This is a genomic window from Bifidobacterium choladohabitans, assembly GCF_016102005.1.
Lineage (GTDB): Bacteria > Actinomycetota > Actinomycetes > Actinomycetales > Bifidobacteriaceae > Bombiscardovia > Bombiscardovia choladohabitans.
Genome location: NZ_JACFPL010000001.1, coordinates 332,693 through 358,194, shown reverse-complemented (window position 1 = coordinate 358,194; position 25,502 = coordinate 332,693). Strand labels below are relative to the sequence as shown.

Below are 25,502 nucleotides of genomic sequence, written 5' to 3'. Positions count from 1 at the left end.
TGTATTAGCCTGGCTGGCATCGGCAAGGCGCACCCGCTCTATCTCAAAAGACCAGGATATTCCAGAAGATCAGGCTGCCAAGGATGGCCAGAGACCCCAGCAGGGTCAGGGTCAGGGTCAGCCAGTGGCCAGCCCCGGCGACAGCCGGCTTGCCGTCAGCTCGGTTGAAGATAGAGGTCAGGGTGCTCGCCAGGAGCAGGATGAATACCAGACACAGAACGGACAACAGGGACCAGCATGATGCCGTCATCGAGGACAGATGCATAAGGCCAAGCGCCTTGCGGACCACAGTAAAGGCATAGGTCAGCAGGCCAGTCATAAGTCCTGCGGCTAGCAGGCCTAACGACCAGAGCCGTCCGGTCAGGCCTTTGCTGAAACCTGATTGTCGGCCGTGATCGCCTCGAGCACGCAGATGTGAGCCCAAGGCTCCAATCAGGGCAGAGACCAGGGCGGCAGCCAGCAGAATGGGGCCACTGGCCATCAGGGTCAACAGGGCGGTCAGCGAAGGTATCAACCCTGTATTCGTGTGGTCGGGCACTTGATTGAGCTGATGGGGCTGGCTGCCGGCGATCATGGGAGTGGACCACTGGTTGGCCTGGGTGCCCAGTGCCACGGCGTTGATCCAGTCTTCCAGATTATGGGTGTATCTGGGTTCCAGGGGCAACCCGGCCTTGGCAAGCCTGCTGCCGGTGCGGATCTGATGGTTGGTGGGGTAGTAGCGCAGGGTCACGTTGTCGTTGCCGCTTTCATGCGCCCTGCGGATGATCTCGCGAGCACCCTGTTCGACTGGCATGGAGACATCCATGGTGCCGAAGTTGACCATGACTGGCATCCGCAGCTGATCCAAATAGGGCAGGGAGGGAAAGTCGGCGTACTCCAGGCCCAGCAGGGACAGGTCCATGCCCATGAGCCGCGGTATCACCTTGCGGATCCCCTTGGGTGCGCCAATCAGATCCAAGTAGCTGGTGGCCGCCATGGCCATCTGCCGTCGTCCCGGGTAGACGGGGGGCGAAGTGAGGATGGAGAAGGCGATGCTTGGGTCCTTGGCGGTCATGATGGACGATATCCAGGTGCCCTCGGACTCGGCGTACAGGCCCACCTTGGTTGGATCCACACCGGGCCAGGAGCGCAGACGGTCAAGGGAACGCCCATAGTCGGCGGCCATGGCCTGATAGTCGCGGTGGAAGGTTGTGTAGGTGTCCAGACGTTTGTCAGGCACCAGGGTGGTGATGCCGGCTGAGGCCATGGCTGAAGCCAGGTCGCCGTAAACCTCGGAGGATTTGCCTGTTCCGGCGCCATGGATGAACAGGCAGGCTGGTCCGGTGCCCTTTCGGTCGCCTGGCTCTCTGATGATGGCCTGGATGCGAACCCCGCCATCCAGGGTGATGCCGATCTTCCGCTCCCTGACGGGGTGGGTGCCCTCAGGGGTGGTGGCTCCAAGGCTCGAGGCGATGGCAGTGGACCGGGTCGGGACCTGCAGATGGTCGCGGTAGGGTTCCACCTGCCAGCCCGGCGTCATGGCTTGACCCAAAAGGAGCATGACCAGCAGGATGACCACAAAGGAGGCGGCGGTGAAACCCGCCCGTTTCAGCTTTTGCACCCGTCAACTCTACCCGACCGCGCGACTGGTTGGTCAGATGGGCCTCATGATTGTGGTTCAGGTGCTCTGTCCTGGGCCTGCTCGGCTTCGTCCAGGGTCTCAAAGCCATTCATTTGCACCGTGGCCAGGATGGTTTCCTCGGTAAGGTTGCCGCCCCGGGCCGCGATCCGGTCCACCATGGACTGGTAAAGATCCAGCGTCCGTGCCGAATAAGTGCCCAGTTCGCCACGCAGATAGGTCTCAAAGGAGGTGGCCTCCGGCGTGTCCTCGCTGGTGCGCAGGACCCGCATCTCCTGGCCCAGGCGGGGGTATCGCTCGCGAAAGTCCTTGGCCCAGGCCACCTGCCGGTCGATGATGCGCTCCTGGCGCTCCTGGCGCTCCAGGCCCAGCCTGGGCAGGTAGGGGGCGATGCTGCTGTGGTACTGGTCCGGGGCTGTGGACTCCATCATCCGCCCGTACTTCTCGGTCAACAGGTTGCGCCCCGTTTTGTCGGCCTGGTCCAGGTCGTCCGCATAGCTGGTCAGCAGGGGGTGCGGCCAGGTCAGAAACTGGCTCAGACGCATCTGGTGGAACATGGGCCAGTTGCCCTGACAGTTGGCTGGACCACCCTCGTTGTTGACCTGCTGGAACTGCTCCCATTCGTGGCGGACGATCCGCTCGCGCAGGGATTCCTCATCCTGACATTGCTCGTCGTTAGCCATCCTTGGCTCCTTTCAGATGCTGTGCAGAACCGGATCGTCGCTGGAGATGTGGGCCTCGACATAGGGGCGCTGCCACTCCAGGAAGGTTTCCGGGCTGTTGGTCAAGCCCTCCGCCTGCAACTCTTCCACGATTCTTGCGCAGATGGACTCCACAAGCTTGGTGACGCGTTCGGCGGCCGGCCGGGCTCCCTTGCCGCCCTCGCCAAAGCCTTGCCCTCCGTAGCAGGCAGCCGATGCCAGGCGCAGGATGTCCTCCAGCTGCTCGGTCAGGTCGGCCAGCCTGGTGGCCATTCGTCTGCTCAGCCGCCGCAGGGCCGCGAAGGTCCACTTGTAATAGGGCAGATACCCGACGGTCAGCGGATTGTTGATCAGGAAGATCAGGGAGGCGCAGGCCTTGATGAATTCGTTGATCGACAGCATGGCTGCAGCCCCGTCGCCACGCTGCAGGCTCCGCGGCAGGTTGTACTGGCCTGCTTGGGCGATCATGCCCAGCCGGCGGGAGATCAGGCAGAAGCGCACATCGTCGGGCATGGCCTTGAACCCCTGCCGGGTGGCCAGCATCTGTCCCAGAGGATCCGCGAAGATCCTGCCATTGGTGGCCGCCGCCAGCGTGGCCTCGTCCAGGAGCAGCCACTCGTGGGGGTGATCTTCCGGGGGCGCCTGCCGGTAGCCGGTCAGGGATTCGAAGAAGGCGCCGATCTCGAAGACACCCACGCGGCGGTCGGCTCCCTTTGCTCTGACGCTGTCGGTTCGTGAGCCGAACCCCATGAATTCGGTGGGCAGGGCCTCGTATTCCTTCTGCAGCTGATCGCCAATGGCCCGATAATCCTCGCTGGTCAGCCACAGGCAGAAGCCGGGGCCGAAATCATGATCCCGGGAGATGGCATCGTCAAAGCCGTAGCAGTCCGATCCATGGCCCATCAGGCCTACGGCGATCCGGCCGCGATATTGGGGGTAGCGTTCCTCCAGCATGGGACGGCCCACCTGCTCCCAGTAGGCCTTGGCCAGGTCCAGTCCCTGAATATCCGGATGGGAGCCATGCCGATCGTTGTCACTGCTGTGATTTCTGGCCGGGGTCCGATCTGAGCTGGCTTTCGGCTGGCTGGATGCTGCTTCGTCGGCCTGCTTGGATTGGTCCTTGTCCCCGGCTTCTTCCGCGGCGGCCTGGGCCTGGTCCAGATTGGCCTTGGTGATCTGGTAATAGTCGCTGCCCTTGCCGTACCGGTCCTCGATGATGGCCAGGGCCCTTCGGTAGGTGTCTGCCGACTGGCCGAAGCGCCCGGTCATGTAGCAGACCTGGGCAAAGCCAGCCAGGGCCGAGGCATAGTGTGCGCTATTTTCCAGGTGGCCGGTTCGATAGATGTCCAGGGCTGCGCGGGCCTGGTCCCAGGCCTCTCGCAGAGCCTGCGGATTGTCCTTGCGCTGCATGAGCAGGAGGGCAAGATTGGTGTGGGTGGAGGCCAGATCCAGATCCCGGGAAGGATCAGTACTGGAAGTCTCCAGGATGTCCATGGCCTGGCGCAGCTCCTGTTCGGCCTGGTCGGGCCGGTCGGTTTCGCTGTAGAGCATGGACAGGTTGTTGTGCAGGGCGGCCAGCCGCCGGTCCTTGGGCCCAAGGGTTTTGGCTGCGGAGGCAAGCGCCTGCCGGTAGAGGTCTTCGGCCTGGTCGTACTTCTTGGCCGCCCGCAGACCTGTGGCTGCATTGATCAGGGTGGTCGTCCAGGCCTCGGACCCCTCGATGCGCATGCGCGAGGCCAGTTCGATGGCGCGCTGGATCATCCACATATTCTCCTGGTGGCGTCCCTGGGACCGGTAGAAGCCCATGGTTTCGTTCAGCACGGTCAGTAGCCCGGCGTCGTCGCCCGCATTCTCCGCATCCACCAGCGCCTGCTGCAGGTAGGGTTCGGCCTGATCACGGGCCTTGCCGGCGTTGAAGATGGCATCCAGTCCGTCCAGGAAGGCTTGGGTGCCGAAGCTGCCGTCCGGTTGCATGTAGGACTGTTGAGGCTCTTTCGGCTTGCTGTCCTGCCAACCGACCTCGTCCATGTGGCCTCCGCTCGTCATCAATGATGGAATCGTGATGCACGCGATCATACGATGCGTCGATTATTCATATCCATTCTACGGCTTGAACTTCTGCGGGGAACTGCGGGTCCGGGTCGGCTTGCTCACAGTCAGTGACATCGGTTATCCGTGGACGAAGAGTAATCGGTTTCGTAATCTAGCGGGATAAGCAATGACGTCAAAGGCGGAAACGACGGTTTGTCCAAATGGTGTCGCGATTTCCTGAATATCCATAAAACATTGCAATGACAATGAAAAATCAAGTGCAGAGCCTGTCGTGATTGGCATTTTTACCAAGCAGCTGCTTGCACGATCGCGACGAATGGTATAAGACTTTGAGTAACCGGTTACGCAATCGTTGTCGTACAAGGAGGTATTGCAGCACCATGAATCTCGATCCAGTTGTGCAGGCCCTGGACCATGGTTTCAATTGGTTCATAGGTCTGGGCGGCGCGGCCATGATGTTCTTCATCATCACCCTGTTGTCGCTGGCCTTCGGCGTCAAACTGTCCAAGGCGTTTGAAGGCGGTTTGAGAATGGCCATGGCCCTGACCGGCATGAGTGCGGTCATTGGGCTGTTGACCAACACCTTCAGTCCGGCTCTCAAGGCTTTCGTGCGTTATACCGGCCTTCAGCTGTCGGTCACGGATCTGGGATGGGCACCTATCGCCGTCATCACCTGGAGCTCGTTGTACACGCTCTATTTCGCTCTTATCTGCATCGTGACCAACCTGGTCATGCTGGCCTTGAAACTCACCAACACCCTGAACGTCGATCTGTTCAACATCTGGAATGTATCCATACTCGGCCTTCTCATCAACTGGAGTGCCGGCGGGAACTTCTTCCTCATGTCCGTTTTCGTGGTCTTCATCTACGCCTTGATGCTCTTCAACGCTGATGCCATGAAGCCCACCATTGATGATCTGCTTGGCTATGATCAGGACAACATCACCACCACGGCACACCCTGCCCTGCTTGTGACTCCAGTGGTTGTCCTCCTCGACCGTCTGATCAGCAAGGTCCTGCCTTTCATCGATCGATTCGACTTCGATGCCGAGACCCTGAACAAGAAGATCGGATTTCTGGGAAGCAAGGGGGCCATAGGCGCATATTTGGGCGTATTCGTGGGTCTTCTGGGTCGCCAGGATGCCGCCCATATCTGCGCACTGGCATTCTCCTCCGGTGTCTGCCTGGAGCTATTCGGAGTCGTAGGGGACTGGTTCGCTCCCGCTATCGGTCCCCTATCCCAGGGGGTCACCTCTTTCATGGAGCGTCGCATGAAGGGGCGCAAGCTGTATATCGCCATTGATTGGCCCATCCTGGCCTCCCGGGCCGAGCTCTGGGCTGTGGCCAATATCCTGGCGCCCATCCTGCTCCTGATTGCCATGATCCTTCCCGGCAATTCGGTATTGCCTCTCGGAGGGATTATCCTCACCGTACTGGCGCCCTCGCTCCTTATCGGAGCCAGGGGCAAGGTGGTGAGAATGACCCTGATAGGAACCATCATGATTCCCCTCTTCCTTTGGGCCGCAAGCCTGATATCGCCCTTCCTGACCCAGACTTCGAAGGCTATGGGAGTCTTCCCCGCCGGGCTGGGCAAGAACGAGATGTTCTCGGCCGTGGATTCAGATCCGCTGGAGAAGATGCTGGCCATGCTGATCGGCAATGCGGTTCGTACCCTCGATCTGAAAACCATCGGTCTGGCTCTGCTGGCTCTGTTGGCTTACATTGCACTTTTCGCCTGGTATATCAGGAGGCTTCGCAGGGAGGCGGCAGCAGGAATCAGTGTCGGTTCGGTTGCTGTTGACCAGCTCGATGCCGCCTCTGGGGCTGGTTCGGTTTTCGCACAGAGTGGAGTAGCCGCAGCCGAGGAATCTTCATCACCTTCTTTGCCTCCTGCCGGCAAGCGCTCGGGCGAGCCGGAAGGAGCTGGAATCGGGGGTGATGCCTCCGGTCTATAGAAGTCCTGGAAACCTCGCTGAAATCACGTCTCCGGTTTAACCTGAAGTAACCGGTTAGGCCCAGGGAATCCATCCCATGCAGGGCCCTCCATCGCAAAGATATAAGGATCGACTGATGGTGACGATTAGGGATATTGCGGAGCTGAGCGGTGTTTCCACAGCAACCGTGTCGCGCATTCTCAACAAGAAAGGAGGGGCCAGCGATGCGACGGTAAGCAAGGTCAACGCCATAGTCAAAAAGCTTGGATACCAGCCGAACTTCGTGGCAAGGACCCTGTCCGAGCAGTCATCGGATTTGGTCGCTCTCTTGGTTCCCGACCTGGGCAATCCCTACTTTGCTGATTTGTCAGGGAGGATAGAACAGGCCGCTGACCGGCGGGGACTCCATATATATCTATGCAACAGCAGGGATGAACGCGATAAGGTCGATTATTATCTGCGGTTTATGGAGGGCATCCGAGTCCGCGGGGCCATCATCAGCTCCTTGTTTGTTGATGAAGAAGACCTGACCAAGCTCAATAACCAGGGTATCTATACGCTCACGATGGATCGGGCATGCTTCTCCCATCCGTATTCGGCCTTATATGTGGACCACCGAGCGGGAGGGTACAAGGCCACCAGGTATCTGATCCAACAGGGTTCCTGCAGCCATCTCATGTTCATATCAGGACCTGAGCAGGAAAAAAGTTCTGAGGATCGGTATGCCGGGTACCTGAAGGCGATCACCGAGGCAGGGGCCAAGCCGGTTGCCAAACTGACGACTTCCTTCTCCCTGGCCGGAGGGTACCAGGCAGCAAAGGGTTTCCTTGAGGATCACCCAGGGTCCGTGGATGGCATCTTCTGCTCTGATGACATTATGGCCATCGGAGCCATGAGGGCCTGTACCGACCTGGGAATCCGGATACCCCAGGATATGCGGGTCTTTGGCTATGACGACATTGAACTGGCTGAATATTCCGTGCCGCGTCTGAGCACGGTCAATCAGCTTCCCGAGGACATAGGCGAGCAGATCATGGATTTGTTCGAAAGCATAGTGTCCAGCAAAGGGAAGCCGCAGAAACGTTCAATCGAACCGCACCTTGTCATTCGTGACAGCTCACAGACAAGGGGCGCGTAAATAGGAGATGTAATGCTGGAAATAGGGCCATCGCTCATGTGCGCCGATCTGGGCAATCTGGAACGTGATGTCAGGGAGCTCGATGCGGCGGGTGTTGATTTCTACCATATCGATGTGATGGACGGATCGTTCGTTCCGAACTTCACCCTTGGTCCCGACTTCGTACACAAGGTGCGGGCCATTACCGACAAGCCGCTGGATCTGCACATGATGGTGGAGCGGCCGGAACGCTATATTGACATGTTCGCTCTGGCCGGGGCTTCCGGAATCGCCATTCATGCAGAGTCCACCAGAAACCTGCAGGGGACTCTGACGGCAATCCATAAGGCAGGTCTCAAGGCCGGTGTGGCCATCAGCCCGGCTACGCCGCTGGACGTGTTGGACTACGTATACGACGTCACGGATTATGTGATTCTGATGACGGTCAATCCCGGCTTCGCAGGGCAGCGATTCATCGAGCCCATGTACGGCAAAATCAGTGATTTGGCCGATCGAATCCGCAACAGAGGCATGAATATCCCCATTGAGGTGGATGGGAACATCGGCCGGCAGACCATTCCTGAATGCGTGCGCAGAGGAGCCACCAGATTCATCGGAGGCACCAGCGCCATATTCCGCGAAGGCCGCAGCCTGGCTGAGAATGTCCGCGCCACGCGCGAACTCTTCAAGGAGGCGGTGGGCCCGCAAGAGGTCTGACATCCGTTTCTTGTTCTCGATCGGTTACTGATGAGCCGATTATTGCGCATCAGCATGCTTGCCGACTGAGCCCAAACCAGTTGTAAAACACATCACACGCTAAGGCCGAGAGCCGCTGCGTGAGGCGAAGCCTTGCCTGATAGCGGCAAATTCATACCAATTTTGAGGAGATTATCATGCATTATGACGTCATAGTACTGGGCAGCATCAATCTGGATGTCAAGGCCCTGGTGACCAGCTATCCCAGACGCGGGGATACGGCTACAGCAAGGAGCATCACCATGCTGCCGGGCGGGAAGGGTTCGAATCAGGCCGTGGCTGCAGCCAAGTTGGGAGGCAAGGTGGCCATGCTGGGCGCGGTCGGTGAGGACGGCGCAGGCAAGCAGATGCTTGACAATTTAAGCGATTGGGGAGTCGATACCCAGTTCGTCATGCGCAATGGCAATGAGGGGACCGGAACATTCATCGTCCAGGTCGATCAGACCTCCGAGAACACCATGGTGGGAACGCTTGGCGCCAATGACACCATCACGGCCGCAGAAGTGGATACAGCCTTGGATCAGATGGAGGCTCCGGTTCTGCTTATGCAGCTGGAGACCAGTCGCGAGTCCGTCTTGGCGGCCCTGAAAGCCGGCAGACGCAAGGGCATGTACATCATCCTTGATCCCGCTCCGGCTGACGGTTTCTTCCCCGAGGCGCTCGCCTATGCTGATTGTGTCACGCCCAACCAGCAGGAGACCGAGCGGATCACCGGTATTCATGTGACCGACAAGGTGGAGGCGGTCAAGGCTGCCAAGGCCATAGCCGGCATGGGGCCGAAGACCGTCATCGTCAAGCTGGGTGCCGATGGGAGCGTGGTTTTGCATGAGGGGGAGATCTACGAAATCGACTCAGTCAAGGTCCACGCACTGGACTCCGTCTGTGCCGGTGATGTGTTTGCCGGCGCCCTTGCGGTCAACTATGCCCAGCATGGGGATTTTCTGAAGGCGGTGAATTTTGCCAACAAGGCGGCCGCCATCAAGGTCAGTCGTGTGGGCAACCATCAGGTCTTCCCCACCTTGGCCGATATGAGCTGACCGAAGTCAAGCACAGCTGCATGCAGTTTGGCGAGTAATCACGCGCAGTGAAAAATGCGGTAAGAAAATTAAGAGGGATAAGGAAGAGGCCGGCATTATCTGCCGGCCTCTTATCGCATTTGTCGGGGTAGGGGGATTTGAACCCCCGGCCTCTTCGTCCCGAACGAAGCGCGCTACCAAGCTGCGCTATACCCCGTGACAACGTTCTATATAGTACACGTACCGTCGGCCAAACGCCATCGTCTGCGCGGCGCGACCGTTCAACCGCTTGCCCCTCGGCGGTACCCCGGGCCAAGTACTGGCTCATGCGTAAAATAGCGATTTATGAATGACTCATCGGAAGAAACCCCTCGCCTGACGACGGTCGAACGCGCTCAGGCGCTGCTTGATCAGGATATGGCCATTACCGAGAAGATCGATCAGGGCGCCCAGCTGGATGACGCCATCAATCCCGGCAACCTGACTGACGGCGTTGAAGGCCATCCTGAACAGGTGCGCATGCGTGTGGCCAAAAGGGCGCTCATGCTCAAGGAGGGCATCGAACCATACCCGGTCCATCTGGATGTGACGGATCGCATCGAGGATGTGCGCCGCAAGTACCAGGACCGCCTTGAGCCAGGCCAGGAGACCGAGGACGTGGTTGGCATCGCCGGCAGGGTCCTCTTCCTGCGCAACGGCGGCGGCCTCTGCTTCGTCCAGCTGGCGGCGGGTGACGGCACCCGCATCCAGGGCATGATCTCCAAGCGTGAGATTGGCGCTGATTCCCTGAAGCGGTTCAAGCAGCTGGTCGACTTGGGCGACCACCTCTATCTGCGCGGCCGCGTGGTTGCCTCCAAGACCGGCGAGCTCTCCGTCTTCGCCACCGAGTGGAACATCGCGGCCAAGGCCCTGCAGCCCCTGCCCGCCCTTCACAAGGAACTGACCGAGGAACAGCGCACCCGCAAGCCCTACCTGGCCATGATCGCCGATGAGGATGTGCGGGCCATGGTCCGCCGCCGTTCCAAGGCCGTCTCCTCCCTGAGGCGTACCTTCGAGGACCACGACTTCATGGAGGTCGAGACCCCCATGCTCCAGACCGTGCATGGCGGCGCCGCGGCCCGGCCATTCACCACGCATATGAACGCCTTCGACATCGACCTCTACCTGCGTATCGCCCCTGAGCTCTTCCTCAAGCGCTGCCTGGTCGGCGGCATTGAGCGGGTCTTCGAGATCAACCGCGACTTCCGCAATGAGGGCGTGGATGCCACCCATGCTCCGGAGTTCACCATGCTGGAGGCCTATCAGGCCTACGGCACCTATGACACCATCGGGCAGCTGACCAAGGAGTTGATCCAGAAGGCTGCACTGGCCACGTCGGGATCGCTGAAGGTAACCCTGCAGGATGGCAGCCAGTACGACTTCGGCGGGGACTGGCGCCAGATCAGCATGTATGAGTCACTTTCCGAGTCCCTGGGCGAGGAGATAACCCCGCAGACCGGCGTGGACCATCTGCGGACCATCGCTGACAAACTGGGCCTGGAGGAGGAGCCTGCCGAAAACCATGGCAAGCTGGTCGAGCACCTCTGGGAGCACTTCTGGCAGGACAAGCTGTATGAGCCGACCTTCGTGCGTGATTTCCCGGTCGAGACCTCGCCCCTGGTCAAGGCCCACCGCACCAAGCCGGGTGTGGTCGAGAAATGGGACCTTTACGTTCGCGGGTTTGAGTTGGCGACGGGCTACTCCGAACTCAATGATCCGGTGGTCCAGCGTCAGCGGTTCGTCGAGCAGGCCAAGATGGCCAGCCGCGGCGATGTCGAAGCCATGGACATTGACGAGGACTTCCTGGAGGCCCTGGGCGTAGGCATGCCTCCGGCTGGGGGCATGGGCATGGGTATCGATCGTCTGCTGATCGCCCTTACCGGTGCATCCATCCGCGAGACCATCACCTTCCCCCTGGTCAAGCCGTTAGTCTGAAATAACAGGGGAGGGACGGTCATGAATATCAGGCTGTGGATGGATGGTATGCGTCCCCGGACACTGCCCGCCTCGGTGGCACCTGTCTGTGTAGGCGCTTCGGCTGCACTCTTGGAGCGGTCACGGCTTCTGGAACAGTGCACCAGCTCGTGCTCGCCCACGCCTGTCGATCCCGCCCTGAAGGCTGCCACGCCTGGACGGCTGGCCCTGATCGTGGTCTTGCTTGTCCTGCTCGCCCTATCCATGCAGATCGCAGCCAACTTCGCCAACGACTATGCCGATGGTGTTCGCGGCACCGACTCCGGCCGTGGAGGCGATGAGGCCGCCTCCGGCAGACCGAGGCGTTTGGTGGCCGCCGGTGTGCCGCCCAGGAAGGTGCTCTACGCCACCATGATCTCGGCGGGCTTCACCTGTCTGATGGGTCTGGCAGTCATGGCACTGACCGGTCACTGGTGGATGATTCTGGTCGGGGTCTGCTGCCTGGTTGCCGGCTGGTGTTACGTGGGCGGCCCGCATCCATACGGCTACCACGGGCTGGGTGAGGTCAGCGTCTTCATCTTCTTCGGTCTGGTGGCCACCTTGGGCACCGAGTACTTCCTCATCAACAGGGTAGACGTTGCCGGCATCCTGGGTGCCTGCGTCTGTGGGCTCAATGCCGTGGGCCTGCTCATGCTCAACAATTACCGGGATCTGGAGGACGACCGCCGTGCCGGCAAGCACACATACGCGGTTCTGGTGGGAGCGCGCGCAGCGGCTATTTCCATTTACTCGGTCTACATCCTGAGCCTGGTTCTGGGCCTGATCCAGTTCGTTCCGGCTGTCATGCGACGTGGCCTGCCTGGCTTCCCGCTTGTGCTGGTCCTCCTGCCTGTGGCCGCTGTCTTTCTGCTGATTTGTCGAGCCTTTGCCCGTGGCCAGGTGCCCAAGGCTTTCGGTATGGCAGGCAAGGGCACCCTGGTCTCCGCCCTATGCTGGTCGGCGGGCCTGCTCCTGCAGCTGTGAAAATCCTGATACTCTCCTAATAGAGCAGTCCGACTTTCGAGCGATTTGGTGGATAATCAGGCAATCATGTTCATCACACTTCAGGAATACAAGGACGCACTGCGACCCTCGGCCTTGCTCTGCTCGCCCACGCCGGTTCTGATCGGTACGGCGGTGGCCCTGCGGCAGCTGCTCAGCCAAGGACTTGGGCCGGATGCGCGCTTCTGGCTGATAGCCCTCTTATGCTGTCTGACGGCTGTGTTCATCCACAGCACCTGCAATCTGGCCAATGACTACTTCGACGGCATCAGGGGTACCGATGAGGGCCGGAGCAGCCTTTCGGGCACCGGCGCTGACGGCTCGGTGCCTGATCTGCCCAGAAGAGGGGTGGCCGGCGGCGTGGAGCCTCGCAAGGTCCTGCTGTCTGCCTATCTCAACATCCTTATGGCCTGCATATCCGGTCTGATCCTCTGTTGGGTGACTGGCCACTGGTGGATGATCCTGGTCGGCATCTTCTGTCTGCTGGGAGCCTGGTTCTACACGGGAGGCAGGCATCCTTACGGCTATAGGGCCATGGGCGAGCTGAGCATCATGATCTTCTTCGGGCTGGTGGGCGTGCTGGCCACCCAGTACCTGGAGACCGGCGGCATCGACCGCCATGGCTTCATCGGCGCTTTGGTTGGCGGTCTTATCTGCATTCCCGTTCTGGAGATCAACAACTACCGGGACATCGATGCGGACCCTCTGGCCGGCAAGTACACGCTGTCTTCATTCATCGGAGCCAGAGGCACACTGATTCTGATGGGGTCCTGCTATGCCCTGGCTGTGATCCTTGGTGTGGTCGAGTCATGGTCCCTGTCCGGCGGCTCCCTTGCGGACGCCTGGCCCCGCCTGCTCTGCCTGCTGCCCGTCCTGGCCCTGGCCATCACCACCACAGTGGCCAGCTGTCGGAACCGCTTCAGTAGAGCGTTCGCGCTGTCGGGCTATACGGATCTGCTGACGGGGTTCTGCTGGCTGGGGGTCTGCCTGCTTTAAGCGACCGCTCTACAGGGGGAGCTGTAGGTCCGCCAAACAGTCCCTCTTAGGTCTTAGAATTTTGACTATGACCTACAAACTAGTATTGCTCAGGCACGGCCAGAGCGCATGGAACAACACCAATCAGTTCACCGGCTGGGTGGACGTCCCGCTGACCGAGCAGGGCGAGCAGGAGGCCCGCAGGGGCGGCAAGCTGCTCAAGGATAAGGGTGTTCTGCCGGACATCGTCTTTACCTCACTGCTGCGCCGCGCCATCAACACCGCCAACATCGCCTTGGACGAGGCTGACCGCCTTTGGATCCCGGTCAAGCGCGACTGGAGGCTGAACGAGCGTCACTACGGAGCACTGCAGGGCAAGAACAAGACCGAGATCCGTGAGAAGTACGGCGACGAGAAGTTCATGCTCTGGCGTCGCTCCTACGCCACCCCGCCGCCCGAGATCGACCCTGACGACGAATACTCGCAGTCCCATGATCCTCGGTATGCCGGAGCCCCCGTGCCCCGTGCCGAGGCACTGGCCAACGTGGTCAAGCGCGTCACCCCTTACTGGGAGAGCGATATTGTCCCGGAGCTCAAGACCGGCAAGACCGTCCTGATCGCCGCCCACGGCAACTCGTTGAGGGCCATCGTCAAGATGCTCGACAACCTGACTGAGGACGAGATCGCCAAGGTCAACATCCCCACGGCCATCCCACTGGTCTACGAGCTGGACGAGAACTTCAAGCCCACCAAGCCTCGCGGCGAGTACCTGGATCCGGAGGCAGCCGCAGCCGGTGCTGCTGCTGTGGCGGCCCAGGGCCAGAAGTGAGATTCCTCGGATAGATCTATCCGATGATGTGAATCGGGCTTTGGATGCAGAGTATCCCAAGCTGATTGGGCGGTGTCTTCCCTTTTTGTGGAAGGCACCGCCTTTCGTATTTATTCCTGGCCGTTGGAGAAGTAAAAAACGGCCCGTCACCTGACTGACGGTCAGGTGACGGGCCGCACGGTTGCCGTCCGTTCAGTCCAGATCGAGGTCGAGGTCCTTGGGATCCTTGGAGGGGTCGAAGCCCGAGACGATGTAGACCACGCGCCGGGCCGCCGAAACGCCATGGTCTCCCAGACGCTCCATGAACCGTGCCACCAGGACCAGGTCGATCAGCTGCTGTCTGGTTCCCTTCCAGTCGTCTGAGAGGGCATAGCCGAATGTCTGCTGATGGAGCTTGTCCATCTGGTCATCGCTGACGATGATCTGTTCGGCTATGGTCGTGTCCCTGTCGGAGAGCATCTCGACCAGACGATCGGCCATGACATCCAGAAAGTCCTGCATCTGTTTGAACAGGGGGATGACCTCGTCGGGCAGGGTCGGTTCGGGATAGGAGCGCCTTGCGGTCTCGGCGATGTGCCTGGCCAGGTCCCCCATGCGTTCAAAGGTCGCCGACAGGCTCAACGTGGAGACCACGACTCGCAGATCAGTGGCCACGGGGCTCTGCTTGGCCAGGAGCCTGATGCATTGATCGATGATGCTGGCCTGGAGGTTGTCTATATCGGCATCCCCATCGATGACCTCCTGGGCCGTCTCCACGTCGCAGTCCATCAGGGATCGCCCGGCTTTTTTGATGGCATCGCGAACCTTGGCGGCCATCCGATCCAGATCGTCGGCCACCAGCCCCAGCTCTTCGTTGAAAATCACGCGCATTGTTCTTCCCTTTCGGCCTCGGTCAACGATATGACTCCAGTCTATGTGACCAGGATGGCAAGAAAAAGTCAGACCCGAAGAATGTCGGGCCTTTGGAGCGCCAATCACTGTCGGATATGCGAGAATAAAGCCGGAACGGCCGATAAGACTTGGTTGATGTAGCATGTCCGGGGTCGGCGCCGGACTGGAGGGAAGTCCTTATGAGACGGTTCATGGACCGCCTACGCAGCCTTGTGGGCAACCGAAGCAGGGATGGCGAACAGGCTGATGGCGAGGCTTTGGAGGGCTCGACCCAGGCCTTGTTGGCGCTGATCCCCGCCGCTACGGTTGTGGTCGATGGCGATGACGAGGTTGTCCGCTCCAGCCCGGATGCCTACAGGCTTGGAATCGTCAGCAACGACGAGATCTCCAATCCGAGGATCATCGAAGCCATCGCGCAGGTGCGCCGCTCGGGCGGTCGACGCAGCTTTAACCTGATCACTAGAACGCCTACCGAATTCGCTCTGGATGCCGCAGCTGAGAGCAGGGAATCCGATGATTGGGATATTGATGAGGCCGAGGATCCTGGGGATGCGACCCGTGTCCAAACCCAGGCGGTGTCCAGGAGGAACTGGCTCAAGGTCACCCTGGGTCGCATCGACCAGTCCCTGGTGGTGGTGCTTATCGATGATGTGAGCGATTCGGTCAGGTTTGTTCGGACCAGGGACGCCTTCATGACCAATGTATCCGAGCAGATGCTCAAGCCGGTCCAGGCACTGGAGGAGCTGGCGGCGCAGCTGAAAACCACCTCCCACCTGGAGGGGGATGATCCGGAACTGCTTCGCAGCCACCTGCGCAGCGTCTCCAAGGATGCCTCCTCGGTCCAGCGTTACAGCGCATATCTTGGGCATGTGCTCAAGGATCTTCTTCTGCTGATCCGGGCTCAGGAGCGGATCAAACCCAGCAGGGAGAACGTGCTTGATGTGGCTGAGCAGATACGTGCAGTGGTACGGGATGAGCAGGATAGAGCCGACCAGGCCCATGTGACCCTGCGCTGGCGATGCGACCAGCCACTGACGATTCATGGCGACGGGCAACAGATCAGAGTGGCCCTGGCCAAGCTGGTGGAGAACGCTGTCTCCTATTCGTCTTCGGGCTCTACCGTCTCCCTGGTGGCACAGCCCTCCAAGGATGGGCGCTACGGAATCATCAGGGTGGTCGACCACGGCAGAGGCATATCCAAGGCCGACCAGGGCAGGATCTTCGAGCGCTTCTACCGGGCCGACAACCAGAATGAAGAGACTGCCGTAGGCATCGGTCTGGGGCTGGCCATCGTCAAGCATGTCGCTCTGACCCACCATGGCTCGGTCACTGTCTGGAGCGCGCCGGGAGAGGGGAGCACCTTCACACTGATGCTTCCTCTGGCTCAGGGTCCGGTTGCTGGGCAAGACGGCGATAATCCCAACGATTGAAGTGCTCCCAGATCATCAGCAGAATGCCCACGCCAACCCCGGACAGGCAGACAATCAGGGGCTTGGTGACCGTCATCCCGGTCAGGGCCAGGATGCCCACCACGACCAGAGCCAGAATCCAGGCACCGGTACCGAACAGGAAGATGCGTCGCAGGTCCACCTGCACGGGCCGAGGCGATGGCCTTCGGGCATCCGGGTCGAAAATGGGAGCCAGCTTCATACCCCCACTGTACCGTTTGCAATGACATGCGGTGACCCCCACGCCTTGCCCAGGCTTCGGCCCGTGTCATATTATGACGGAGATTGGTGGGTTCGTATGCACCGGCCCATGGAGGGATTTCCCGTGGAAAGGGGAGTGCGTGTATCCGATCCAAGCTGTGGAGAAGCACTACGCCTGGGGCTCACATGACCGACTGCAGCGCATGTTCCATTTGCATGAGCCGGAGGGATGCCAGGGGGATACCTTGGCGGAGATGTGGTTCAGTGGGCACACCGAATCCCCCTCGCCCCTGACCCTGCCCGACGGGTCGCTCATACCGCTGACCGAGGCCATTCGTCGCAATCCCATGGCCATGCTGGGTGAGCGCGACTCCCGCCTCTTCGGCCCCACCCTGCCCTACCTGTTCAAGATCATCTCGGCCCGCATCCCTCTGTCCCTGCAGGTGCATCCGCTGGATTTTGAGGCTCGCGCCGGCTTCAACCGTGAGAATGCCCTGGGGGTGGCTGACGACGATCCCAGCCGCTCCTTTCATGACAGTCTGGCCAAGAACGAGATGGTGGTGGCCCTGGAGCCCTTCCAGGCCTGTGTGGGCTTCGCAACCATCTCCACACAGCTGACCCTCCTGCGCGCCGTGGATCACCCCCTGGCCGAGCTGATGACCGAGGCTCTGACCGCCCGCACCTTCCATCTGGGGGTCCCTCCGGCCCGTTTCGCTTCGGCCGATGCTATGATGCCGGTCTCCTCCCTGATTTGGCCGGATTCCCGCCGACGTATCTTCCGGGCCTTCCACGCTGCCGTGACTGCCGAGCCGGAGGCCGCCCAAGGTCTGGAGGAAGCCTTGGAGGCAGCTGCCGGGCGGCTGCGGTCCAGGCGGGCAAGGGCCGTGCTGGACCATGCCCTGTGTGCAGCCCGGTCCTTCCCGGATGATCCGGCCGTGCTCTGCTTGCTTATGCTCAACCCCGTGGACCTGGAGGAGGGCGATTCGGTCTATATCCCCGCCGGGACCCCTCACGCATACATCCATGGCACTGCAGCAGAGATCATGACCAACTCCGACAATGTACTCAGGGCCGGTATGACCCCCAAGCATCGTGACATTCCCAACTTCCTGCGCAGCCTGGACTGCCAGCCTTCAGCCCCCATCGATCCATCCAGCTCCATGATCGCCACCCTGATCATGCACAATATGGTGACCTACCGGCCCAAAATCAACGAGTACATGCTGGTCTACGGGCATGTACAGGAGGGTGGCGCCACCTGGCCCCTGCTCAACAGGCTTCAGCAGCGTTACGGGGATCTGATAGAGCGTCTGGGGCCTCGCCACCTGATGATTCCGCGCAGGGGACCCCGCATCATCGTCTGCACTGATGGGCGGATCCGTTGCGCAGCCGCCGACCAGTCCTGTGTACTGGACCAGGGACAGGCCCTCTTCGTCCCCTCGGAGGATGGCCGTGTCGACATCACCATGCCCCAAGATTCCGACGATGCCGGCGGGTCCTTCCTCCTGGCCTCGACCCCGGTCTGATCTGGTATGAGCCCGGTTCGCTCAGGGTGGACCGGGCAGGCTTCAGAACCGAGGGACACGCCGTGGCGGACGGCACGCATGCCGGTTTGCTCATGTTCGCCTCATGTCCGTATAATCCTAGCGTATTCCGTGGTTGTCGAAGATGAGCGACCACCGAAGCCATGCTTGAGTACACCAGTATGGACAATTCAGGTCATTTGGCCTGGGTTCTCGCTTGCGTTATGGTGTTCCCTTGTGATGGTTCGTGATACGGCACGAGAGTCGCGTCGGAACATAAACGGGAGTGATTCTAGATGAAGCATGCTGCGCACAGGGCTTCGGCCAGGCGAGGCGCAGGTGTCGGCAGTTGGTCGACCGGCCGATCTTCAGGCGTAACCCAGGCAGCGGGCATTGAGGGTCTTGATGATGCCCTGGCGGCCAAGCTCAACCAGGTGGCCCCTCGAACCCGTCGTTCCATTCGTCTGGCGGCCAAGGCCTCAGCCCGTCGCTCCCACATCATGACCGGTTCGGCCCTGACCGTCCTGGTCGGTGCCGCCGCCTCCTCCATGGCGGTCAGTCAGGCTCGCGGTGACTGGTCCCTGCCCCTGGCCGACAGTGTCGCAATCAATTTGGTCACCCCCTCATCCTCTGCCGGTTCCTCCAGCGCGAACGGTGGTGCAAGGGTCTCCCGCTCTGATTACCGTCAGCCTCTTCCGACGGCTTCTCAACGCAACGAGGGCAGCTGGGAGCTGGGCGAATCCGAACTCGATGCCGGGCAGATGTCCAAATCCCTGGCCGACAATCCGGTCGTGGCTGTGTTGATGGATGCCAACCGATCAGTTCTGCCTTCAGGGTTCAATCCCAACCATGCCACCGGGGATGCAGGCAATGTCTACGAGTTCAGCCAGTGCACCTGGTGGGCCTACGTCCGACGTCACCAGCTGGGTCTGCCGGTGGGTTCACACATGGGCAATGCCAAGGATTGGTCCGGCTCTGCACGCTCCCTGGGCTATTGGGTGGACAACACGCCGCGCAATGTCGGCGACATCGTGGTCTTCCAGGCCGGCCAGGAGGGTTCGGATTCCACCTATGGCCATGTGGCCATCGTCGAGAAGATCAATCCCGACGGCTCCATCGTCACCTCGGAGTGCGGTGCCATCATGAACGGAAAGACTTACTCTCGCACCTTGTCCAATGTGCATGCCTTCAGCTACATCCACTACTGATTCCTAGCTGGTTAATCTTTATTCCCAATGCGTGATAGAATTGTGCCCGATGAAAAAAACACGCAAGTATGTGAGCATGATGGCAGCAGCCACAATCTGTGGCATGCTCTCCATCGGTATACCCGCCGTGGCCCAGGCCAGTGACGGCAGTGAAGCCGTAGTTACTTCGTCGCGTTCATTCACCCCCGGCAGTAAGGTGCGTGCCGACCTGTTGACCGAGTCGACGGCTACCACCGTCGAAAAGGACAGCAGCTGGGGTGGCATTGAGTCTTTGAATGTTCCTGCCACCAAGTCCCAGGCCGAGAAGGATGCTGAAGCCAGGGAGCAGCAGGCTCAAGAGCAGGCCCAGGCTGCAGCCAGTCGGCGTCAGTCCGCGCAGCAGGTCAGTCGTTCGGCTGCTCGTGCCGCTCGTGCCAGCACCACCAGCACAGTCGTTGATGCGCCGGTCTCCGGCACGGGTGCCGATGTGGTCAACTACGCCCTTCAGTTCCAGGGGATTCCTTATGTGTATGGCGGGACCGATCCAGCCACGGGCTTCGACTGCTCTGGATTCACCCAGTATGTGTTCGCCCACTTCGGCATCAGCCTGCCCCGCACGGCCGATGCGCAACGTTCAGTGGGTGTACCGGTCACGGATCCTGCTCCTGGCGACCTGCTGGTGACCTCTGATGGTAGCCATGTGGGCATTTATGTCGGCGGTGGTCGCATGATTCATGCCCCGCGTCCCGGTCGGACCGTAACAGTTCAGAAGCTTTATCGGGATTTCGAGTATCGTCGTCTGGTCTAAGGCATAGTTTTTGCGCAGGCTTAACGCCCCTACAGGGGCGTTTTGCATATTCGGAGTCGAAGTTCCTCGCGTGTTGGCCCCTGCCAACTTATTGATGAGGTCTGCATGCGATATTCTGACAGAAAGAGCGATGTCGGTTTGTCATCGCCAAGTTTAAAGGAGGTCGTCGGATGAGCAACGACAAGGCTGTTCTGGTAGGCGTCGATGGCTCGGACGCCAGCTACAAGGCGGCGTGGTGGGCCGCCAACTACGCTAAGCATGCAGGGTTGACCCTGCAAATCGTCTGCGCATATTCCCTTCCCTCGTATGCGGCCGTCTCCTTCGACGCGACATACACCACCATGGGAGACGACGTAGCGGCCCACAACGATGCCCAGGAGATTCTCTCCAAGGCCAAGGCCATAGCCGATGAACAAGGTGTAGGGGCAGCCACGCTGATTGTGACGGGGGATCCCTCATCGGTCTTCGTGGAGCTGAGTCGCAACTACCGGCTGATTGTCATCGGGAACCGGGGCAAGGGCGGCCTGGCTGAGCGTCTGCTGGGCACCACCAGCTCCAGCCTGCCCGCCTACGCTTACTGCCCTATCGTGGTCGTTCCTTACACCGACGACGATGGCAACCTGATGCATCTGAGCAACGACATCAAGCGGGTCGCCGTGGGTTCCGACGAGTCCAAGTGGGGGCTTAAGGCCCTGCAGATCGCCGCCGCCTTCGCCGACAGTTGGAACGCCGAGCTGGATGTCATGTCGGCAGTGCCCAATATCTCCGGACTGACCGGCACGGGTTCGGCCGAGGAGCGCAGCGTCATGGATTCCTACCTGGACGACCTCAATACCCGAATCGAACCACTCATGAAGACCTATCCCGATCTGCGCATCAACAAGACCGTGGTGCCGGGGTCGGCTGTGGAGGCTCTGACCCAGGCCAGCAAGACCCATGACGTGGTCGTGGTCGGTTCGCGTGGTCGCGGCGGCTTCACCGGGCTCCTGCTGGGATCGACCAGCCAGGGGCTCCTGCAGCATGCCGTCAGCCCCGTCTACGTGGTGCCGCGCAAGTACGTGGAGGCCGAGGAGTCCGGGCTCAAGGCTGCAGCCGAAGCTGCCGAAACTACCGATGTGGCTGAGATCACCGGTGTGGAGCAGGTCTCTGTGGATTCTGCCAAGCCCGAGCAGTTGGCCGACCTGGAGTCGACCATCGACCCCGAGCACAAGGGGTAAGGGCAAGGAGCGGAGATCCCGGAAGTTCCATGAACCTGGGGGTCCCCGCTCCTCTCTTCTTGTCCTGTCGGATCAGTGGCGAACCTTGACGGAGATCCTTACCGGGGTCTCCCGCTGATAGGTGTGTGCCACGGTGCAGGACTTGGCGATATGGCGGCGGACCCGCTCCTCCAGCTTGTCTGCATCATCCTGGGCCAGCCTGGCCGAAGTGGCATCGACGTCCACCTGCTCGTCGAAGCTCAGGTAGGCGTCATCGTCGGCGTCATAGGTGCCGTCCACCACGATTTTCGCCCCCTTGCCCTTGCCTAGGGCGCTCTCCACGGCGAATTGGCTGGAGAGGGCTCCACAGGCGGCCAGAGCGATTTTCATCAGGTCGCCGGGGTTGAACTGATCCTCGCCCTTGCCGAAGGTGATGTGGGCGCCGTTGTCGCCATAGGCGTTCCAGGTGCCGTTTTCGTCGCGTTCGACCCAAAGTCTCTTGCTCATCTGTTCCTCCTTGTCCGGCACCCGGCCGGGTGCGTCATCCGGATCCGACCCTGTGGCCGGACCTGTTCCTCCAATCTAACCCGGACTTGGCGATTCGTCACCGGGGCGCGCTCAGCTGACCGAGGACTTGATAGTATGGCCGCATGGCCTTGACTTCCGAAGAACTGCAGCGCATCCGTACACGTATCCCCGAGCGTCCCGACTCGGACATTCCCACTCCTTATGAGGACCTGGTGCGCACCATCCTGCGCGAGGGCACCCTGAAGTCCGACAGGACGGGCACCGGGACCATATCCCTGTTCGGGCGGCAGATGCGATTCGATCTGTCGCGTTCCTTCCCGCTGATCACCACCAAGAAGGTCTACTTCCGTGGCATCGCCTATGAGCTGCTTTGGTTCCTGAAGGGGTCGCAGAACGTGCGCTGGCTGCAGGAGAACCGTGTGCATATCTGGGACGAGTGGGCGGACCCGGAAACCGGGAATCTGGGTCCGGTCTATGGGGTCCAGTGGCGCAGCTGGCCCGCTCCGACCCCTGAGGACCCCCATCACACCATCGACCAGATCGCCAAGGTGCTGGATTTGATCCGCACCCACCCGGACTCCCGTCGAATGATCGTCACCGCTTGGAATCCGGCCCAGATTGACAGCATGGCCCTGCCGCCCTGCCATGCGCTCTTCCAGTTCTATGTGGCCGACGGCAGGCTGAGTTGCCAGCTCTATCAGCGCTCCTGCGACATGTTCCTGGGGGTGCCTTTCAACATCGCCTCCTACGCCCTGCTGACCCTGATGATGGCCCAGCAGGCCGATCTTGAGCCTGGGGAGTTCGTCTGGACCGGCGGCGACTGCCACATCTACGACAACCATGTGGAGCAGGTTCTGGAGCAGCTGTCGCGCAAACCTTATCCTTACCCGACCATGCGCATCCGCAAGGCCGACTCCATCTTCTCCTACCAGTACGAAGACTTCGAGGTTGTGGACTATCAGTGCCATCCCGCCATCAAGGCCCCGGTGGCGGTCTGATGGTGCGCTGGGCCGAATACGGGCACCGTCGAATCCGAAGATTAGAATGTACTCGTATATCTACTCACCATGAGGAGTGAACACAACAGATGGAGCATGACAATAGTCGCAGCGGCTATCACGAACCCGAGCCCGGTCAGGCCGGGCTTCTAGGCGATGAGGAATGGCGGCATCAGGAAGAAGAGATAGGCCGTCGCTCATCGGTCAATATGATCTGGGCGCAGGCGCGGGCCACTGACGGTCGGCGCGGCGCCATCGGTTACCACAATGCCCTGCCTTGGCATTTGAGCGAGGACATGCGGCACTTCAAGGAGCTGACCGTATCCCATCCTGTCATCATGGGGCGGCGGACCTGGGTGTCCATGGGGGAGCGGCCCCTGCCCAAGAGGGACAACATCATCCTGTCCAGCGACCCAGGGTTCCATGCACCCGGCGCTACCGTGGTATCTGCGGCCGACGATGCTCTGGAGCTGGCCAGGCAGGAAGCAATTCCCGACGATGGGATGGATCGCAGTGAAATATGGGTCATCGGCGGGGCAGGGGTCTTCAGCACCTTCTTTCCGTTGGCGGATGCGGCCTACGTGACCGACCTGGACCTGCAGACCCCGGCCGACGTCTTTGTGCCCGATATGGAGGAGCTGGTCAACAAGCGGTTCTGGCATGTGCGTGATAAGACCCGGTGGATGACCCCGGCCAAACCAGACCAGGCGGCTGCCATCCCGCGGTTCCGGTACGTCACCTATGGGAAGGTGCGTTGATGGGTCAGGATTCTGAAGGAAAGGCCTCACGGGGTCCCTACAACGTCATGACCGTCTGCACCGGCAACATCTGCCGGTCACCCATGGCTGAGGTCATCCTGCGCAAGTTCTTCCAAGATCGCGGACTGGATGAGGACCAGGTCAGAGTGGAATCCAGCGGGGTCAGCGACGAGGAATTCGGCAACCCCATAGATCGGCGTGCCCAGAAGGTTCTGCGCGAGCGGGGCTATGAGGTGCCGCCTGACCACTTCGCCCACCGGATCACCCGGGAGGAGGCCGAAGACGCCGACCTGCTGCTGCCCATGACGGCCGACCATATGCGCGCCCTGCTGCGTCTGCTGCCCTCAGGCAAGCGATCCGCCGTTCATCTGTACCGTAGCTTCGACCCGGATCTGCCCAAGCCGGCGCCGGGTCGGGAGAGCCAAATCGACCTGGTGGACCCCTGGTATGGCGGCCCCCGTGAGTTTGAGGTGGCCATCGATCAGATCGAACACACTGCGCCTTACATCGTCGACTGGGTGGTCCGTCAGCTGTCCTGAACGATAGATGAATGCAAATATCAATTAAGCCCTTGGGTTCCTTATGAATCCCAGGGGCTTAATGGCTGGTGGCTCCGAGCGGGATCGAACCGTTGACCTAGCGATTTTCAGTCGCTCGCTCTACCAACTGAGCTACAGAGCCATGAACAGTCGAAAAGACCCGGACAAACCGGGCCAGACCATTCCCAGCGACTCCGGCCGGACTTGAACCGGTGACCTCCGCCGTGACAGGGCGGCGCTCTAACCAACTGAGCTACGGAGCCGAGGCTGCTCGAACAGCCAAGAGGAAAGTTTACATGAGCGCCTGAGGAATGCAAGCCCCGGCGCGTCGCTGCCTAGTCCTGCTGCTGCCAGCCATCGGTGTCGATGTGGTGGGCGGGGTTGGCCTGCCAGGCCTTCCAGGCCGATTCGACGATCTCTTCGACGCCGTACTTGGCATGCCAGCCCATCTCGGTGTTGATCCGGGTGGGGTCGCCGATCAGGTGCGGCGGGTCGCCGGCACGGCGGGGCTTGATGGCCTCGGTGAAGGGCAGACCCGTCACTTTCCTGACCTCGTCCACGATTTGGCGAACGGATGTGCCCTGGCCGGTGCCCACGTTGAAGGCGTCGTAGCGGCGCTGGTCGCGGTCCAGGTAGTCCAGGGCGGCGATGTGGGCGTCGGCCAGATCGGAGACGTGGATGTAGTCGCGCACGCAGGTGCCGTCGGGGGTGGGGTAGTCGTCGCCGAAGATGGCGGGTGCCTTGCCCTGCCGCAGCCTGTCGAAGAGCATGGGAATCAGGTTGAGGACAGCCGGGTCCTCCAGGCTGACCGGTCCGCAGCCGGCCACGTTGAAGTAGCGCAGGGCGCAGAAGCGGATGCCGTAAGGCTGCTCGCAGGCCCGGGCCATCCACTCGCCGACCAACTTGGTCTGGCCGTAGGGGTTGATGGGGACCATGGGCTGCACATCCTCGGGGACCACGTCGACCGGAGGCTCGCCGTAGGTTGCTGCCGAGCTGGAGAAGACCAGCTTCTTGGCATCGGTCTTTGCCATGGCCGACAGGACGTTGATCATACCGTTCAGGTTCTGCCGGTAGTACCAGATGGGCTTCTCCACCGACTCGCCCACCTGCTTGCGGGCTGCGAAGTGGATGACCGAGTCGACCTTGTTCTCCTTGATGATCTCAGCCAGACGCTGGTCGGCCCCCGGTGCGGCCACGTCGGCGCCGTAGAGACGGGCATCGCCGATCCGGCTGGGCTTGCCATAACTCAGGTCATCGACCACGACGACCTCCTTGCCGGCCTCCTGCAGGGCGTGGACCACATGGGCGCCGATGTATCCGCAGCCGCCTGTAACCAAAACTGACATCTGTATGCCTTTCCTGTCGAAAACCGGACGAAAGGGCTTGTTCGGTTTTGCAATCTTTTGTTGTTTTTTGTTCTAGATTGAGTATAT

General features: G+C 60.7%; 23 protein-coding genes and 3 tRNA genes. 16 read left to right on the top strand and 10 right to left on the bottom strand.

Annotation, left to right across the window (positions count from 1 at the left end; translation table 11 throughout):
• Window positions 1-43 precede the first annotated feature (43 nt).
• From H3S97_RS01510 to H3S97_RS01500, 3 genes are read right to left on the bottom strand one after another with little or no spacing between them, the layout of a single operon-like run.
• On the bottom strand, window positions 44-1,600 hold the full coding sequence (locus H3S97_RS01510; RefSeq protein WP_198180394.1) for an alpha/beta hydrolase family protein: 1,557 nt from the start codon (window positions 1,598-1,600) through the stop codon (window positions 44-46).
• A gap of 44 nt (window positions 1,601-1,644) precedes the next feature.
• A complete protein-coding gene (locus tag H3S97_RS01505; RefSeq protein ID WP_198180392.1) occupies window positions 1,645-2,301 on the bottom strand; it encodes a DUF4125 family protein in 657 nt (218 codons plus the stop codon).
• A gap of 12 nt (window positions 2,302-2,313) precedes the next feature.
• The gene (locus H3S97_RS01500; RefSeq protein ID WP_198180390.1) at window positions 2,314-4,347 is read right to left on the bottom strand and encodes a DUF4037 domain-containing protein; all 2,034 of its coding nucleotides are present in this window, start codon (window positions 4,345-4,347) and stop codon (window positions 2,314-2,316) included.
• A gap of 404 nt (window positions 4,348-4,751) precedes the next feature.
• Between H3S97_RS01500 and H3S97_RS01495 the strand changes: the two genes are divergently transcribed.
• The 4 genes from H3S97_RS01495 (at window position 4,752) to H3S97_RS01480 (ending at window position 9,215) form a co-directional block, all read left to right on the top strand.
• Window positions 4,752-6,326: a PTS transporter subunit IIC gene (locus tag H3S97_RS01495; protein WP_198219420.1), complete on the top strand. Its 1,575-nt coding sequence runs from the start codon at window positions 4,752-4,754 to the stop codon at window positions 6,324-6,326.
• 115 nt (window positions 6,327-6,441) lie between these two features.
• Entirely contained in the window at window positions 6,442-7,443 is a 1,002-nt protein-coding gene (locus tag H3S97_RS01490; RefSeq protein WP_198219419.1) for a LacI family DNA-binding transcriptional regulator, read from the top strand.
• Between the two features lie 12 nt (window positions 7,444-7,455).
• Entirely contained in the window at window positions 7,456-8,139 is a 684-nt protein-coding gene (gene rpe, locus H3S97_RS01485) for a ribulose-phosphate 3-epimerase (protein WP_045935676.1), read from the top strand.
• Window positions 8,140-8,315: 176 nt separating this feature from the next.
• Window positions 8,316-9,215 (top strand): ribokinase, encoded by a 900-nt coding sequence (locus H3S97_RS01480; protein ID WP_045935675.1) that lies wholly within the window; start codon window positions 8,316-8,318, stop codon window positions 9,213-9,215.
• Between the two features lie 122 nt (window positions 9,216-9,337).
• Here the strand turns inward: H3S97_RS01480 and H3S97_RS01475 are convergent.
• Window positions 9,338-9,411 (bottom strand) — tRNA-Pro (locus H3S97_RS01475).
• A gap of 128 nt (window positions 9,412-9,539) precedes the next feature.
• Here H3S97_RS01475 and lysS point away from each other — a divergent pair.
• From lysS to H3S97_RS01455, 4 genes are all read left to right on the top strand, one after another.
• Window positions 9,540-11,168, top strand: coding sequence for a lysine--tRNA ligase (gene lysS / locus H3S97_RS01470; RefSeq protein WP_198219418.1), 1,629 nt, complete (start codon window positions 9,540-9,542; stop codon window positions 11,166-11,168).
• Between the two features lie 21 nt (window positions 11,169-11,189).
• Window positions 11,190-12,170, top strand: coding sequence for a 1,4-dihydroxy-2-naphthoate octaprenyltransferase (gene menA, locus H3S97_RS01465; RefSeq protein ID WP_198219417.1), 981 nt, complete (start codon window positions 11,190-11,192; stop codon window positions 12,168-12,170).
• 66 nt (window positions 12,171-12,236) lie between these two features.
• Complete coding sequence (gene menA, locus H3S97_RS01460) at window positions 12,237-13,184, top strand: 1,4-dihydroxy-2-naphthoate octaprenyltransferase (protein WP_198219416.1); 948 nt, start codon at window positions 12,237-12,239, stop codon at window positions 13,182-13,184.
• Between the two features lie 67 nt (window positions 13,185-13,251).
• A complete protein-coding gene (locus H3S97_RS01455; protein WP_198182852.1) occupies window positions 13,252-13,992 on the top strand; it encodes a phosphoglyceromutase in 741 nt (246 codons plus the stop codon).
• A 192-nt stretch (window positions 13,993-14,184) separates the two neighbouring features.
• Here H3S97_RS01455 and phoU read toward each other — a convergent pair whose 3' ends face one another.
• Entirely contained in the window at window positions 14,185-14,862 is a 678-nt protein-coding gene (phoU, locus tag H3S97_RS01450; protein ID WP_198182850.1) for a phosphate signaling complex protein PhoU, read from the bottom strand.
• A gap of 200 nt (window positions 14,863-15,062) precedes the next feature.
• On the opposite strand from phoU, the gene H3S97_RS01445 reads away from it, so the two are divergent.
• Window positions 15,063-16,313 (top strand): sensor histidine kinase, encoded by a 1,251-nt coding sequence (locus H3S97_RS01445; RefSeq protein WP_232342738.1) that lies wholly within the window; start codon window positions 15,063-15,065, stop codon window positions 16,311-16,313.
• Here H3S97_RS01445 and H3S97_RS01440 read toward each other — a convergent pair.
• The gene (locus tag H3S97_RS01440; protein ID WP_045935671.1) at window positions 16,246-16,533 is read right to left on the bottom strand and encodes a hypothetical protein; all 288 of its coding nucleotides are present in this window, start codon (window positions 16,531-16,533) and stop codon (window positions 16,246-16,248) included. The two genes, H3S97_RS01445 and H3S97_RS01440, sit on opposite strands and share 68 nt — an antisense overlap.
• Before the next feature lie 139 nt (window positions 16,534-16,672).
• On the opposite strand from H3S97_RS01440, the gene manA reads away from it, so the two are divergent.
• From manA to H3S97_RS01420, 4 genes are all read left to right on the top strand, one after another.
• A complete protein-coding gene (gene manA / locus H3S97_RS01435) occupies window positions 16,673-18,058 on the top strand; it encodes a mannose-6-phosphate isomerase, class I (RefSeq protein ID WP_198219415.1) in 1,386 nt (461 codons plus the stop codon).
• 293 nt (window positions 18,059-18,351) lie between these two features.
• The gene (locus H3S97_RS01430; protein WP_198182846.1) at window positions 18,352-19,263 is read left to right on the top strand and encodes a CHAP domain-containing protein; all 912 of its coding nucleotides are present in this window, start codon (window positions 18,352-18,354) and stop codon (window positions 19,261-19,263) included.
• A gap of 49 nt (window positions 19,264-19,312) precedes the next feature.
• Window positions 19,313-20,050: a C40 family peptidase gene (locus H3S97_RS01425; protein WP_198182844.1), complete on the top strand. Its 738-nt coding sequence runs from the start codon at window positions 19,313-19,315 to the stop codon at window positions 20,048-20,050.
• A gap of 170 nt (window positions 20,051-20,220) precedes the next feature.
• Entirely contained in the window at window positions 20,221-21,267 is a 1,047-nt protein-coding gene (locus H3S97_RS01420; RefSeq protein WP_198182842.1) for a universal stress protein, read from the top strand.
• A 72-nt stretch (window positions 21,268-21,339) separates the two neighbouring features.
• Here H3S97_RS01420 and H3S97_RS01415 read toward each other — a convergent pair whose 3' ends face one another.
• Window positions 21,340-21,753, bottom strand: a complete 414-nt coding sequence (locus tag H3S97_RS01415) for an OsmC family protein (RefSeq protein ID WP_198182840.1) — start codon at window positions 21,751-21,753, stop codon at window positions 21,340-21,342.
• Window positions 21,754-21,896: 143 nt separating this feature from the next.
• Between H3S97_RS01415 and H3S97_RS01410 the strand changes: the two genes are divergently transcribed.
• The 3 genes from H3S97_RS01410 to H3S97_RS01400 all read left to right on the top strand — a co-directional run bounded on the left by H3S97_RS01410 (window position 21,897) and on the right by H3S97_RS01400 (window position 24,069).
• The gene (locus H3S97_RS01410) at window positions 21,897-22,772 is read left to right on the top strand and encodes a thymidylate synthase (RefSeq protein ID WP_198182838.1); all 876 of its coding nucleotides are present in this window, start codon (window positions 21,897-21,899) and stop codon (window positions 22,770-22,772) included.
• An 89-nt stretch (window positions 22,773-22,861) separates the two neighbouring features.
• Entirely contained in the window at window positions 22,862-23,530 is a 669-nt protein-coding gene (locus H3S97_RS01405; protein ID WP_198182837.1) for a dihydrofolate reductase, read from the top strand.
• Window positions 23,530-24,069, top strand: a complete 540-nt coding sequence (locus tag H3S97_RS01400; protein ID WP_198182835.1) for a low molecular weight protein-tyrosine-phosphatase — start codon at window positions 23,530-23,532, stop codon at window positions 24,067-24,069. The genes H3S97_RS01405 and H3S97_RS01400 overlap by 1 nt, the downstream gene beginning before the upstream one ends.
• Before the next feature lie 66 nt (window positions 24,070-24,135).
• Here the strand turns inward: H3S97_RS01400 and H3S97_RS01395 are convergent.
• The 3 genes from H3S97_RS01395 to galE all read right to left on the bottom strand — a co-directional run bounded on the left by H3S97_RS01395 (window position 24,136) and on the right by galE (window position 25,415).
• Window positions 24,136-24,211 (bottom strand) — tRNA-Phe (locus H3S97_RS01395).
• A gap of 47 nt (window positions 24,212-24,258) precedes the next feature.
• A tRNA-Asp gene (locus tag H3S97_RS01390) sits at window positions 24,259-24,332 on the bottom strand.
• A 72-nt stretch (window positions 24,333-24,404) separates the two neighbouring features.
• The gene (gene galE, locus H3S97_RS01385) at window positions 24,405-25,415 is read right to left on the bottom strand and encodes a UDP-glucose 4-epimerase GalE (RefSeq protein WP_198182833.1); all 1,011 of its coding nucleotides are present in this window, start codon (window positions 25,413-25,415) and stop codon (window positions 24,405-24,407) included.
• Between the last annotated feature and the right edge of the window lie 87 nt (window positions 25,416-25,502).